Source organism: Geodermatophilus sp. SMS 5-13 (assembly GCF_059428245.1).
In genome coordinates, this window is the sequence record NZ_CP165729.1 from 2,034,933 (window position 1) to 2,047,853 (window position 12,921).

A 12,921-nucleotide genomic window follows, 5' to 3' on the forward strand; every position below is an offset into this window, starting at 1 on the left:
GTTGCCGTCGTCTTGCTCCTGCTCCAGTGACATCGCTGCCCCCAGGCCGCTCCCGGCGTCGCCGTCGTTGGCGACGACGCGAAGTCGACCACGGACGGCGCGTCGTGAAAAGGGGGAGACGGCGCGGGGTTCAGGACAGCAGCGTGTCGGGGGCGGCGCCCCGGATCGAGGCGTCGAGCACCTCGACGGTGTGCGCGGTCGCGATGCCCGTGCCGGCGCGGCGCAGGGCGTCGGTGACCTGCATCAGGCAGCCGGGGTTGGCGGTGACCAGCAGCGGCGCCCCGGTGGCCGCCACGTTGGCGGCCTTGCGGTCGCCGAGCGCGCGGGCCGGCTCGGGGTGCAGCAGGTTCCAGACCCCGGCCGAGCCGCAGCACAGGTCGCCCTCGGCGATCTCCCGAAGCCGCAGCCCCGGGACCGCGCGCAGCAGCTCCCGCGGCTGCGAGCGCACCCGCTGGGCGTGCGCGAGGTGGCAGGCGTCGTGGTAGGCGATGGTCACCGGCAGTGGGTGCCGCTCGGCGACCGGGCCGAGCTCGACCAGCAGCTCGGTGACGTCGCGGACCGCGCCGGCGAACGCCCGCGCCCGCTCGGCGTAGCGCGGGTCGTCCTCGAGCAGCTCGGCGTACTCCTTCATCGTCGAGCCGCAGCCGGCGGCGTTGACGACGATCCGCTCCACGCCGGCGTCGGTGAACGCGTCGACCAGGGCGCGGGCGAACCGCCGGCCCTCCTCGGCGCGCCCGTTGTGCACCGACAGCGCGCCGCAGCAGCCCTGCGCCGCGGGGACGACGACCTCGCAGCCCTCGGCGGCGAGCACCCGGACGGTCGCCGCGTTCACCCCCGGGAAGAACTCGCGCTGCACGCAGCCGGTGAGCATCCCGACGACCATCCGCGTGGGGCCGACGGCCGGCGTCCGCTCGGGGATCGGCTCGCGGCGGCCGATCGGCGGCGCGACGGCCTCCATGGTGGCCAGCGTGGGGGAGAGGCGGTCCAGGACGCCGCTGCGCCGGACCAGCCGGGAGAGCCCCGAGCGCTGGTAGAGGGCGAGCGGCAGGCGCAGCAGCCGCAGCCGGCCGGGGTGCGGGAACAGCGCGAAGATCAGCGTGCGCAGCAGCCGCTGCCACACGCTGCGGAACTGCCGCCCGCGCCGCTCGACCTGGGCGCGGGTGGCCTCGACGAGCTTGTCGTACTGCACGCCCGAGGGGCAGGCGCTGACGCAGGCCATGCAGCCGAGGCACTGGTCGATGTGCTGCACGATCGACGGCGTCATCGGCTCGCCGTCCAGGCCCTCCTTCATCAGGTAGATCCGGCCGCGCGGGGAGTCCATCTCGTCGCCCCACAGCGTGTACGTCGGGCAGGCCGGCAGGCAGAACCCGCAGTGCACGCAGTCGTTGACCAGCTCCCGCGACGGCGGGTGGTCGGCGTCGAACGCGCTCTCGGTGAGCAGGTCGGGCAGCGCGCTGCGCCCGGGGGTCGGTCCCGTCTCGCCGGACGCGCCGCGGGTGGCCTCGACCGTCATCAGATCCCTCCCACGAAGCGGCCGGGGGCGAGCAGCCGCCCCGGGTCGAACTGGTCCTTGAGCCGGCGCATGAGCTCCAGGCCCGGCACCGGGCCCCACGCGTCGACGGCCGCCCGCACGTCGGGCGGGGCGCGCAGCACGGTGACCGTGCCGTCGGCGGGCGAGGGCGCGGCGCGGCGCAGGTCCGCGACGACCGCGGCCACGGCCTCGGGGGGCCCCGAGACGGCGGCCCACAGCACCCCGCCGGCCGAGCCGCGGACGGCCACCGGCACGCCGTGCGCCTGCTCGGCGGCCCGGGCGGCCTCGAGGACCGCGGCGACGCCGGGCAGGGCCGCGGTCACCTTGAGCAGGACGTCGTCCGGACCGGCCGGCAGCCGCCCCCACCAGCCCGGCTCGCCCGCCGCGCCGCCGCCGAGCAGGGCGGCCGCCGCCTCCTGGCGGGCCGGCACCGCGGCCGGCACCCCCTCCAGCAGCACGGCGACGGTCGCCGCGTCGGACCCGGCGGGCCGGTCGAGCTCCACCGCCGCCGGGGCCAGCTGGGAGCGGACGACGGCGCGCGCCGCCTCCGCCGCCTCGCGCAGCCCGGCCTGCCCGACCACGAACGCGCGCGCCGCCGGCAGCGGGTGCAGCCGGAAGGCGGCCTGCACGACCACGGCCAGGGTGCCGTAGGACCCGGTCATCAGCTTGGCCAGGTCGTAGCCGGCCACGTTCTTCACGACCTTGCCGCCGGAGCTCGCGACCACGCCGTCGGCCCGGACGACGGTGGTGCCGAGCACGAGGTCGCGCAGCGCGCCGCGGGAGAGCCGCCGCGGCCCGGACGGCGCGGTGGCCAGCGCGCCGCCGACCGTCGACCCGCCCCCGAGCCGCTCCCGCGGCACGTCGGCCACCAGCTCCTGCCCGGCGCCGGCGACCTCCTCGCCGAGCCGGACCAGCGGCAGCCCCGCCTGGGCCACCACGACCAGGTCACCGGCCCCGTGCTCGACGACGCGGTCCAGGCCCGTGGTGTCGAGGACGACGTCGACCCGCTCCGGCGGCGCGCCCCAGTCCAGCGCGGTGCCGCCGCCGCGGGCCACGGTCACCAGCCCGGCCCGGGACGCCTCGCGCAGCAGGGCGCTCACCGCCTCGACCGACGTCGGCCGGGCGACGGCGACCGGCGGGACGCCGCCGACCAGGTCCTCCGGGCCGGCCTCGCGCAGCTCGCCGTCCCCGCCCAGCGCCCGCTGCAGGACCGAGAGGTCGACCGTCGCGGCGGTCATCAGAACACCTCCGCCAGGCCGGCCTCCTGCAGCGGGTGCGCACCGGTGCGCCGCCCCGGCCGCTCGCCGCACAGCCGCGGGGTGGGGAAGACCTTGCCCGGGTTGGCCAGGCCGGCCGGGTCGAAGGCGCAGCGCAGCAGCTGCATCGTGTCCAGGTCGGCCGCGCTGAACATCTTCGGCATGTACTTCGCCTTGTCCGAGCCGACGCCGTGCTCGCCGGTGATCGACCCGCCCGAGGTGATGCAGAGGTCGATGATCGCGCCGCTGACCTCCTCGGCCCGCTCGGCCTCACCCTCGACGGCGTCGTCGAAGAGCACCAGCGGGTGCAGGTTGCCGTCGCCGGCGTGGAAGACGTTGGCCACCCGGACGCCCTTGTCGGCGGCGACCTCGCCGATCGCGCGCAGCACCCGCGGCAGCGCCGTCCTCGGGATCACGCCGTCCTGGACGATGTAGTCGGGGCTGATCCGCCCTACGGCCGCGAACGCGGACTTGCGGCCCTTCCAGATCAGCGCCCGCTCGGCGTCGTCGGCCGCGATCCGGACGTCGGTAGCGCCGTTGTCGCGGCACAGCCGCAGCACCTCGTCGAACTCGTGCTCCACGTCGGCGGACGGGCCGTCGAGCTCGACGACGAGGACGGCGCCGGCGTCGCGGGGGTAGCCGCAGTGCACGGCCTCCTCGGCCGCCTCGATGGCGAGGGCGTCCATCATCTCGATCGCCGCGGGCACGATGCCGGCGCCGATGATCGCGCTGACCGCTCCGCCCGCCTCGTCGGTGGACCGGAACGCCGCCAGCAGCGTCTTCACCTCCTGCGGCAGCCGGGTCAGCCGCACGGTGACCCGGGTGGCCACCGCGAGCGTGCCCTCCGAGCCGACCAGCGCGCCGAGCAGGTCGTAGCCGGGCGGGTCGGGGGCCTTGCCGCCGAGCTCGACGACGTCGCCGTCGGCGGTGACCAGCTCCAGCCCGGTGACGTGGTTGGTGGTGAACCCGTACTTCAGGCAGTGCGCCCCGCCGGAGTTCTCCGCGACGTTGCCGCCGATCGAGCAGACCTGCTGGCTGCTCGGGTCCGGCGCGAAGTAGTACCCGTCGGGGGTGGTCAGCCGGGTGAGCTGGAGGTTGACCACCCCGGGCTGGACGACGGCGCGCTGCGCCTCGGCGTCGATCTCCAGCACCTCGCGCATCTGCGCCAGCACGACGAGGACGCCGTCCGCGTGCGGCAGCGCCCCGCCGGACAGGCCGGTGCCCGAGCCGCGGGCGACGAACGGCACGCCCTCGGCGGCGCAGGCCCGGGTGGCGGCGACGACGTCCTCGACCGAGCGGGCGAGCACCACGACGCCGGGGACGACCTTGTAGTGGGCCAGCCCGTCGCACTCGTACGTGCGCAGCCGCTGCCGGTCGGTGATCAGCTGCTCCGCGGGGTCCGGCAGCGCCGCGCGCAGCCGCTCCGCGACCCGGCCCAGCGGGGTGCCGGGCCCTGGCCCGTCCGCGTCGGTCGTCCTCGCCGGCTTCTTCAGCTTGAGCGACACCATGGCCGTTTCGCCTCTCAGGGCATCCGCTCGTAGGCGGGCAGGGTGAGGAAGTCCTCGTAGTGGTCCGCGACCGCGACCTCGAGGAAGGTGTCCCGGGCCGCGGCGTAGTCCTCCGGGTCGCCGGGCAGCTTCGCCAGTTCCTCGGCGACGATCCGGTCGACCAGCTCGCGGGTGACCCGCTCGCCGCTGTCGAGGGTGACGTCGTTGTGCAGCCACTGCCAGACCTGCGAGCGGGAGATCTCCGCGGTGGCGGCGTCCTCCATCATGTTGTTGATCCCGACGGCGCCGGAGCCCTTCAGCCAGGCGTGCAGGTACTGGATGCCGACGCTGACGTTGTTGCGCAGCCCCGCCTCGGTGACCTGCCCGGGGGTGGCGGCGACGTCGAGCAGCTGCTCGGCGGTCACGTGCACGTCCTCGCGCAACTTGTCGATCTGGTTGGGCCGGTCGCCGAGGACGGCGGTGAACACCTCCGTGCACAGCTCGACCATGCCGGGGTGGGCGACCCAGCTGCCGTCGAAGCCGTCGCCGGCCTCCCGCTCCTTGTCGGCCCGGACCTTCGCGAAGGCCTGCTCGTTGACCTCGGGATCCTTGCTCGGGATGAACGCCGCCATGCCGCCGATGGCGTGCGCGCCGCGCTTGTGGCAGGTGCGCACGAGCAGCTCGGTGTAGGCGCGCATGAAGGGCACCGTCATGGTCACCGAGTTGCGGTCGGGGAGGAGGAACTCCTTGCCGCGGGTCCGGAAGCACTTGATGACGCTGAACATGTAGTCCCAGCGGCCGGCGTTGAGCCCGGCGGAGTGCTCGCGCAGCTCGTAGAGGATCTCCTCCATCTCGAACGCGGCCGGGTAGGTCTCGATGAGCACGGTGGCCCGGATCGTGCCGCGCGGGATGCCGAGGAAGTCCTGGGCGAGGACGAACGCGTCGTTCCACAGCCGCGCCTCGAGGTGCGACTCCATCTTCGGCAGGTAGAAGTACGGGCCCAGCCCCTTCTCCAGCTGCCGCCGTCCCGCCGTGGCCAGGTAGAGCGCGAAGTCGACGAGGCTGCCGGAGGTCTCCTTGCCGTCGACCAGGATGTGCTTCTCCGGCAGGTGCCAGCCGCGGGGGCGGACGACGATCGTCGCCAGCTCCTCGTCCGGCCGGAGCTCGTACGCCTTGCCCTCGGGGCTGGTGAAGTCGATCGTCCGGTTGATCGCGTCGAGCAGGTTGAGCTGCCCGCCGACGACGTTTTCCCACAGCGGGGTGTTGGCGTCCTCGTGGTCGGCCAGCCACACCTTGGCGCCGCTGTTGAGCGCGTTGATGGTCATCTTCCGGTCGGTCGGGCCGGTCATCTCCGCCCGCCGGTCCACCAGCCCCGGGGCGGGGTCGGCCACCCGCCAGGAGTCGTCGTCGCGGACGTGTGCCGTGTCGTCGCGGAAGCCGAGCGTGCCGCCGGCCGCCAGCTCCGCCATGCGGTCGGCCCGCGCGCGCAGCAGCTCGTGCCGTCGCTCGCCCAGCTCGCGGTTCAGCAGCCCGATCAGCTCCAGCGCCGTCGGGGTGAGCACCTCCTCGAAGCGGTCGAGGACGGGCGCGGTGATCTCGATGCCGGCAGGGACGTCCACGGGGTCTCCTCTTCGGGCGCACGGGTCGGGGGAACTGCGCAGGTCCCCTGACCCGACACGCTCCTGCCGGGAGCCCGGCGCGTCAACCGGCGGCGGGCCCAGGAGCCGCGCGGCGGGGGCTGGGCGCCCGCCGCGTAGGGTCGCCGGCAGCTGGCGACGAGGAGAGGACGGACCCCTGAGCGAGGTGCTGTCGGACGCCGTCCGGGTGCGGGCGGCGGCCCGCGCCACCTACGCCGCATTCATCGGCTCGGGGTTCGCGTTCGCGAACTGGGCCGCACGGATCCCCCAGGTGCGCGACCGCCTGGACCTCGGCCCGTCGGAGCTCGGGCTGGTGCTGCTGGCCATCGCCGCGGGCTCGGTGGTGGCGCTGCCGCTGGCCGGGCCTGTCGTGACCCGCTTCGGGTCCCGGCGGACCGTCGCCGCCATGGCGGTGCTGTTCGCCGCGTCCCTGGCGGTCGCGGCGCTCGGGCACCTGGCCGGGATCGCCCCGCTGGTCGTGGGGCTGTTCGTGCTGGGCTTCGCCAACGGCGCGTGGGACGTCGCGATGAACGTGCAGGGCGCGCTGGTCGAGCAGGGGCTGGGCCGCTCGATCATGTCCCGCTTCCACGCCGGCTGGAGCCTGGGCACCGTCGCGGGCGCGCTCGTCGGCGCGGCCGTGGTCGCCGCCGATGTGCCGGTCGCGGTGCACCTGACGGTCGTCGCGGTGGTGGTCGGCGTCGTCGTCCCCGTGGCCGTGCAGCGGTTCCTCCCCGACGGGCAGGCGGCGGAGGACGCCGGCGAGCCCGGGCCGGGCGGCGCCCGATCGGCGCTGCGGGCCTGGCGGGAACCCCGCACCCTGGCCGTCGGCGTCTTCGTCCTGGCCTTCGCCTTCGCCGAGGGGACGGCGAACGACTGGGCCAGCGTCGCGCTCATCGACGGGTACGACGCCTCCGCCGCCGTCGGCGCGCTGGGCTTCGCGGTGTTCCTCGCGGCGATGACCACCGCCCGCTGGTTCGGCCCGCCGCTGCTCGACCGCTACGGGCGGGTGCCGGTCGTCCGCCTGTGCGCCGCGCTCAGCGCCGCCGGGCTGCTGCTGTTCGTGTTCGCGCCCGGCCTCCCGCTGGCCCTGGCCGGCGCCGTGGTGTGGGGCCTGGGCACCTCGCTCGGCTTCCCGGTCGGGATGAGCGCGGGCGCGGACGACCCGGCGCGGGCCGCGGCCCGGGTGAGCGTCATCGCCTCGCTGGGCTACTGCGCCTTCCTCGCCGGCCCGCCGCTGATCGGCTTCCTCGGCGAGCAGGTCGGCGTCCTGCGCGCGCTCGCCGTCGTCGCCGCGCTGCTCGCGCTGGCGCTGGTGCTGGCCTCCGCCCTGCGCCCGCTGCGCGTCGGCAGCCACCAGCGGGACTGAGTCTCACGGCCGGTCCCCGGCGGCGTCGTCCCCCGGGCGGGCACGTCGCCGGGCGGCGAGCTCCCGGGTCAGCGTCCGCGCGGCGGCGGCTACGACGACGAGGTTGAACAGCAGCTGGGCGATCACGATCTGGCGGGCCAGCTGGCCGACCGCGTGCACGTCGCCGTACCCGACGGTGGTCAGCGTCGTGAGCGCGAAGTACAGCGCGTCGGTCTTCGTCGCCAGCCCCGCGAACTGGTCGGGGTCGAACCGGGCGACGACGTAGTCGACCAGTGCGAAGCAGACGACACCGGCGATCACGGCCAGCGCGAGCCGGTCGACGTGCACCGCCGCGCTCTCGGCGCGCACCTCGTGCGCGACGGTCCGGACGACGTACCAGAGCACCCCGGCGAGGAGCAGGGCGGCGCCGGCCGCCCGCGCCCACGTCCGGCCGGCGGACGCCTCGCCCAGGGGGATCAGGTAGTAGACGCCGACCAGCGCGATCGCCTGGAGGACCAGCACCGCCGTCCGCCGGCCCGGGACGTGCCGCTCCGCCATGCGCCGCTCCGTTCGGTCGCCGCCAGCCTGGCGCACGGGTCCGCACGTGACGAGGCCCCCGGCTCGTGGAGCCGGGGGCCTGGTCACGCGGTGCGTCAGAACCAGTGGCGTCTGCCGCCGACAGCGCGCCCGGTGGTGCCCAGCAGCAGGAGGACCAGGCCGATGACGATCACGATGATGCCGATCGTCCACAGGATCGAGATCTTCAGCAGCAGACCGAGCAGGAGCAATATCAGCCCCAGGATGATCATGTTCGCCTCTCTTCGGAGCTCCGGTGGTGCGTACCGACCTCGGGGGGATTGCCCTGACCGGCGCCTTTCAGGCGTGCATTCACCCATCCGGGTCACGGCCGCACGTCCGCGAACGGTTCAGTCTCGCCGTGCCACACTCCGCGGCGTGGCCCGGGGCAGCGGCGGGGAGTCGGTGCTCACCCGCGCCGTGCGCATCCTCGAGGTCTTCACGCCGGAGGAGCCGGCGCTGCCGGTCACCGAGATCGCCCGCCGGGCCGCCCTGCACGTGGCGACGGCGTCCCGGCTGGTCGCCGAGCTCACCGGGCACGGCCTGCTCGCCCGGGAGCCCGACGGCCGGGTGCGGATCGGCGTCCGGCTGTGGGAGCTGGCCTTCCGGGCCTCGCCGGCGCTGAGCCTGCACGAGGCCGCCATGCCGTATCTGGAGGACCTGCACGCGATCGTCGGGCACCACGTGCAGCTCGGCGTCCTCGACGGCGAGCAGGTGCTCTTCCTCGAGCGGCTGTCCGCGCCCAACGCCGTCATCAACTACACCCGGATCGCCGGCCGGCTGCCGCTGCACGTCTCGTCGTCCGGCGTGGTGCTGCTCGCGCACGCCGACCGCGCGCTGCAGGAGCGCGTCCTGGCCGGGCCGCTGCCGCGGTACACCGGTGCGACGATCACGGCGCCGGACCGGCTGCGCTCGCTGCTGGCCGACGTCCGCCGGCAGGGGTTCGTGCAGCTCAACGGGCACGTGCACGAGGAGGCGACCGGCATCGCCGTGCCGGTCCGCGACCGGCGGGGCGACGTCGTCGCCGCGCTGTCGGCGATCGTCCCCAACGACGGGCAGGGCCACACCCGCATCCCGGTGCTGCTGGCCGGTGCGCGCGGCATCCAGCGGGCGCTGAGCTCGCCGCCGCCGCCGTGGTCTCTCATTGGATGAGAGAGCCGTTCCGGCGGGGGTGACCCGCGTCCCATCGTCTTCAGCCATGACCGCCGCGACCACCGCACCGGCGCCGGGCCCGACCGCCACGACCGTGACGCTCGCCGTCACCGGCAAGCAGGTGGTCGCCGACGGCGTCCTCACGCTGACCCTGGCCCACCCGGACGGCACGCGGCTGCCCGACTGGACGCCGGGCTCGCACATCGACGTCGTCCTGCCCAACGGGCTGACCCGGCAGTACTCGCTGTGCGGCGACCGGTGGGACGCCTGCTCGTACCGGGTGGGCGTGCTGCTGGAACCCGAGAGCCGGGGCGGCTCCACGTACGTGCACGACGTGCTGCGGCCCGGCGACCTGGTCGGCGTCGGCGGGCCGCGGAACAACTTCCACCTGGTGCCGGCCGAGCGCTACCTGTTCGTGGCCGGCGGCATCGGCATCACGCCGCTGCTGCCGATGGTGCGGCAGGCCGACCTGCTCGGCGCCGACTGGCGGCTGCTCTACGGCGGGCGCCGGCGCGGCTCGATGGCCTTCCTCGACGAGCTGGCGCAGTACGGCGACCGGGTGCTGGTCCGCCCGCAGGACGAGTACGGCCTGCTCGACCTGGCCGGCTTCCTCGGCGAGCCGCGGGACGGCGTGCGGCTCTACTGCTGCGGCCCCGCCCCGCTGCTGGCCGCGATGGAGGCCGCCTGCGCCGGCTGGCCGCCGCACACCCTGCGCACCGAGCGGTTCGTCGCGGAGGAGGCCGCGGCGCCCGCGCGGACGGCGCCGTTCGAGGTCGAGCTGGCCCGCACCGGCACCGCGGTGACCGTGACCCCGGACGAGACGGTGCTCGAGGCGGTCGCCCGCGCCGGGGTGGAGGTGCTGTCCTCCTGCCGCCAGGGGATCTGCGGCACCTGCGAGACCGACGTCCTGGCCGGGCTGCCCGACCACCGGGACACCCTGCTCGACGACGACGAGCGCGCGGCCAACGACTGCATGTACATCTGCGTCTCCCGCGCCCGCTCCGAGCGCCTCGTCCTCGACCTCTGACGGGACTTTCGGCGCCGAAAGTCCCCAGGAAGGAACTGCCGTGACCGCCATCCAGGAACGGCCGGTCGACGTGCCGGTCAGCGACGTCGACCCGTTCGGCCACGAGGTGCTCGAGGACCCGCTGCCGATGCACGCCGCGCTCCGCGACGCGGGGCCGGTCGTCTACCTGACCAGGTACGACGTCTATGCCTACGCCCGCTACGAGCAGGTGCGCGCCGCCCTCGTGGACTGGCAGGACTTCCAGTCCGCGGCCGGCGTGGGGCTGTCCAACTTCCGCTACGAGAAGCCGTGGCGGCCGCCGAGCCTGCTGCTCGAGGCCGACCCGCCCCGGCACGACGCCCCGCGCCGGGTGCTCAAGAAGGTGCTCGGGCCGCGGGCGCTGCGCACGCTGCGGGAGGACTGGTTCGCCGACGCCGAGGCGCTGGTCGACGACGTCCTCGCCGCAGCGGAGTTCGACGCCGTGCGCGACCTGGCGCAGGCGTTCCCGCTGCGCGTCTTCCCGGACGCGGTCGGGATCCCGGACGAGGGCCGGGAGAACCTGCTGCCCTACGGAGACCACGCGTTCAACGCGTTCGGCCCCTCCAACGACCTGGTGGCCCAGGGGGCGCCCCGGGTGGGGGAGCTCTCGGCGTGGGTGAACGCGCAGTGCGCCCGCGACGTCCTGGCCGCCCAGGGCTTCGGCGCCGACATCTGGGCGGCCGCCGACCGGGGCGACATCACGCCGGAGCAGGCGCCGCTCGTGGTGCGCTCGCTGCTCACCGCCGGCGTCGACACGACGGTGCACGGGCTGTCCGCCGTCCTCTACGCCTTCGCGACCAACCCCGACCAGTGGCGGCGGCTGCGGGAGGACCCGGGCCTGGCGCGGGTGGCGTTCGACGAGGCGGTGCGCTGGGAGTCGCCGGTGCAGACGTTCTTCCGGACGGCGACGCGCGACGTGCGGCTCGGCGACGTCGTCGTCCCGGACGGACGCAAGATCCTGATGTTCCTCGCGGCGGCCAACCGCGACCCGCGGCGGTGGGCCGACCCGGACCGCTTCGACCTCTCCCGCGATCCGTCCGGGCACGTCGGGTTCGGCATGGGCATCCACCAGTGCGTCGGCCAGCACGTGGCTCGGCTCGAGGCCGAGGCGCTGCTCACCGCGCTGGCCCGGCGGGTGGCGGCGATCGAGCTCGCCGGCCCGACGGTGCGGCACCACAACAACACGCTGCGCGCCTGGGAGAGCATCCCGGTGCGGGTCCGCCTCGCCTGAGTCACCCCGCGGGGACGGGCGGCCGGTCGGGGGCACGGTGGGACCGCGGGTCCCGCCCGCGGGCGATGGCGGCGAGCGCGCCCATGGCCCGGAACGCGCCCACCGGCTCGATGGACGACGGCGAGGCGCCGGGGTGGCGGACGGCGATGCGCACGCGCAGCACCCCCGGCCGGCAGCGGAAGACGGCGGGCGCCTCGAGCAGCGCGGCCTCGCCGTCGATCCCGGCCGGCACCGGCCCGTCGGACTCGACCCGGAACTCGACGGCGGAGAACTGCCGCCACGGCAGCTGACCGCCCGGGCCCTTGGAGACCGAGCTGCGCGGGTCGACCACGGTGATGCCGAGCAGCCCCTCGTCGACGGCCGGGCGGGTACCGGCGCCGGCCGCGCCGCCGAGGCGGTACTGGCCGTTGCTCACCAGCACGACCGCGGGGCCCCGCTTGACCCGGCCGCCCGGCGTGGTCCAGCGCAGCTCGGGGCCGCCCTCCCCGGTGCGGACCACCGTGGGCACCGTGGCGAGCAGCGTGCGGATCTTCGCGGCGCGGTAGCCGGTGTTCTGCACCGCCTCGGCGTAGACGCCCAGCGACACGTTGTTCACGAACACCCGGCCGTTGACCTCCGCCAGGTCCACCACGCGTTCGCCGCCGTCGACGAAGGCGTCGAGGGCGCCGACGACGTCCTCCCGGTCGACCCCGAGGTCGAGCGCGAAGTGGTTGCGCGTGCCCGACGGGATGCAGGCGTAGGGCAGGCCGGTCTCGGCGGCGACCGCGGCGACGATCGCCTGGGAGCCGTCGCCGCCGGCCATCGCCAGGCCGTCGGCGCCGTCGGCGACGGCGCCGCGGACCAGCCGTTCCAGGTCGTCGCCGGGCCGCAGCTCGACCGGCGCGATGCCGCGCGCCCGCGCCTCGTGGTCGAGCCGGAACCGGGCCGCCTTGCCGTCGCCGGAGCGCGGGTTGACGAACAGGACCGGCCGCCGGGGGCGCTCGGCCGGCGGCAGCTCGACGTGCGGGTCGAAGGCGATCCGGGCGGCGACGTGCCAGACGAGCGCACCGAGCGCGAGGTAGAGCAGGAACCGCGCGAACCCGTCGTCGATGAGCACGTACACCGCGGCCGCCAGCGAGGCGGCGGCGAGGGACAGCGCGCCCAGCCGGGCCCAGCCGCGGCGCAGCACGCCCTCCCAGATCCCCCCGAGGGCGAGCAGCCCGAGACCGAGGAACACCAGCCCGCGGGGGAAGTCGTCGAACGCGGCGGTGACCAGCACGATGAGGGTCCAGACCGCGGCGGCCAGCGCGAGGAGGGCCGCGAGGCGGTGCCGGGTGGTCCGTCGGTGCATGGGGGCACCTCCGTCCCCGTCGGGGGAGATGCCCGACCTTCCAGCGACGGCGGCGCCGGGTCAAGGGTCCGAGGTCCGGGGGCCCGCCGTCGTCCGACGAGCTCAGCAGGCCGTGGCCGCCCCCACCTCGGCGCACCGGTCGTCAACCGTCGTCAGGCCGCCGGTTGCGCCGCCGGTCGTGCCGGTGGACGTCGGCGCGAGCACCGCGACGGCGACGGTCGCGGCGACGACGAGCGCCATGGCGATCGCGGCCACGGTGAGGAGCAGGCGATGGGCGGCGGCCCACGCGCTCGGGGAGCTGTGCAGGACGGCGGACATCGGGTTCTCCTCG

Annotated in this window: 12 protein-coding genes; 4 read left to right on the forward strand and 8 right to left on the reverse strand. The window is 75.5% G+C overall.

Translation table 11 applies throughout. The features are described from left to right. Positions 1 to 130: 130 nt before the first annotated feature. Genes AB3388_RS09915 through aceB form a run of 4 tightly spaced genes read right to left on the reverse strand, consistent with a single transcriptional unit; the run spans position 131 to position 5,893 of the window. Positions 131 to 1,513 carry a (Fe-S)-binding protein gene (locus tag AB3388_RS09915; protein ID WP_495410599.1) on the reverse strand — a complete coding sequence of 461 codons (1,383 nt, stop codon included), beginning with the start codon at positions 1,511 to 1,513 and terminating at the stop codon, positions 131 to 133. Beyond that, positions 1,513 to 2,769 (reverse strand): FAD-binding oxidoreductase, encoded by a 1,257-nt coding sequence (locus AB3388_RS09920; protein WP_495410600.1) that lies wholly within the window; start codon positions 2,767 to 2,769, stop codon positions 1,513 to 1,515. The genes AB3388_RS09915 and AB3388_RS09920 overlap by 1 nt, the downstream gene beginning before the upstream one ends. Continuing rightward, on the reverse strand, positions 2,769 to 4,295 hold the full coding sequence (locus AB3388_RS09925) for an FAD-linked oxidase C-terminal domain-containing protein (RefSeq protein WP_495410601.1): 1,527 nt from the start codon (positions 4,293 to 4,295) through the stop codon (positions 2,769 to 2,771). Before AB3388_RS09925 ends, AB3388_RS09920 begins: the two co-directional genes overlap by 1 nt. Positions 4,296 to 4,309: 14 nt before the next feature. Then, on the reverse strand, positions 4,310 to 5,893 hold the full coding sequence (gene aceB, locus AB3388_RS09930; protein WP_495410602.1) for a malate synthase A: 1,584 nt from the start codon (positions 5,891 to 5,893) through the stop codon (positions 4,310 to 4,312). A gap of 184 nt (positions 5,894 to 6,077) precedes the next feature. Here aceB and AB3388_RS09935 point away from each other — a divergent pair, with 184 nt between their 5' ends. Continuing rightward, on the forward strand, positions 6,078 to 7,277 hold the full coding sequence (locus tag AB3388_RS09935) for an MFS transporter (RefSeq protein WP_495410603.1): 1,200 nt from the start codon (positions 6,078 to 6,080) through the stop codon (positions 7,275 to 7,277). 3 nt (positions 7,278 to 7,280) lie between these two features. Here the strand turns inward: AB3388_RS09935 and AB3388_RS09940 are convergent, their stop codons facing one another. Together AB3388_RS09940 and AB3388_RS09945 are read right to left on the reverse strand one after the other, a co-directional pair. Then, entirely contained in the window at positions 7,281 to 7,814 is a 534-nt protein-coding gene (locus AB3388_RS09940) for a potassium channel family protein (protein ID WP_495410604.1), read from the reverse strand. Positions 7,815 to 7,909: 95 nt separating this feature from the next. Then, positions 7,910 to 8,065 (reverse strand): DUF6131 family protein, encoded by a 156-nt coding sequence (locus AB3388_RS09945; RefSeq protein ID WP_495410605.1) that lies wholly within the window; start codon positions 8,063 to 8,065, stop codon positions 7,910 to 7,912. A gap of 145 nt (positions 8,066 to 8,210) precedes the next feature. On the opposite strand from AB3388_RS09945, the gene AB3388_RS09950 reads away from it, so the two are divergent. From AB3388_RS09950 to AB3388_RS09960, 3 genes are read left to right on the forward strand one after another with little or no spacing between them, the layout of a single operon-like run. After that, positions 8,211 to 8,984, forward strand: coding sequence for an IclR family transcriptional regulator (locus AB3388_RS09950; protein WP_495410606.1), 774 nt, complete (start codon positions 8,211 to 8,213; stop codon positions 8,982 to 8,984). A gap of 46 nt (positions 8,985 to 9,030) precedes the next feature. Continuing rightward, entirely contained in the window at positions 9,031 to 10,011 is a 981-nt protein-coding gene (locus tag AB3388_RS09955) for a PDR/VanB family oxidoreductase (protein ID WP_495410607.1), read from the forward strand. A gap of 40 nt (positions 10,012 to 10,051) precedes the next feature. After that, positions 10,052 to 11,260, forward strand: a complete 1,209-nt coding sequence (locus AB3388_RS09960; protein ID WP_495410608.1) for a cytochrome P450 — start codon at positions 10,052 to 10,054, stop codon at positions 11,258 to 11,260. Position 11,261: 1 nt separating this feature from the next. Here the strand turns inward: AB3388_RS09960 and AB3388_RS09965 are convergent, their stop codons facing one another. Beyond that, entirely contained in the window at positions 11,262 to 12,590 is a 1,329-nt protein-coding gene (locus tag AB3388_RS09965; protein WP_495410609.1) for a diacylglycerol/lipid kinase family protein, read from the reverse strand. A 102-nt stretch (positions 12,591 to 12,692) separates the two neighbouring features. Continuing rightward, positions 12,693 to 12,908 carry a hypothetical protein gene (locus tag AB3388_RS09970; protein WP_495410610.1) on the reverse strand — a complete coding sequence of 72 codons (216 nt, stop codon included), beginning with the start codon at positions 12,906 to 12,908 and terminating at the stop codon, positions 12,693 to 12,695. Between the last annotated feature and the right edge of the window lie 13 nt (positions 12,909 to 12,921).

Coding starts and splice junctions, on each gene's coding strand:
- AB3388_RS09915 (WP_495410599.1), bottom strand. CDS start 1,513: ATGACGGTCGAGGCCACCCGCGGCGCGTCCGGCGAGACGGGACCGACC.
- AB3388_RS09920 (WP_495410600.1), bottom strand. CDS start 2,769: ATGACCGCCGCGACGGTCGACCTCTCGGTCCTGCAGCGGGCGCTGGGC.
- AB3388_RS09925 (WP_495410601.1), bottom strand. CDS start 4,295: ATGGTGTCGCTCAAGCTGAAGAAGCCGGCGAGGACGACCGACGCGGAC.
- AB3388_RS09940 (WP_495410604.1), bottom strand. CDS start 7,814: ATGGCGGAGCGGCACGTCCCGGGCCGGCGGACGGCGGTGCTGGTCCTC.
- AB3388_RS09945 (WP_495410605.1), bottom strand. CDS start 8,065: ATGATCATCCTGGGGCTGATATTGCTCCTGCTCGGTCTGCTGCTGAAG.
- AB3388_RS09955 (WP_495410607.1), top strand. CDS start 9,031: ATGACCGCCGCGACCACCGCACCGGCGCCGGGCCCGACCGCCACGACC.
- AB3388_RS09965 (WP_495410609.1), bottom strand. CDS start 12,590: ATGCACCGACGGACCACCCGGCACCGCCTCGCGGCCCTCCTCGCGCTG.
- AB3388_RS09970 (WP_495410610.1), bottom strand. CDS start 12,908: ATGTCCGCCGTCCTGCACAGCTCCCCGAGCGCGTGGGCCGCCGCCCAT.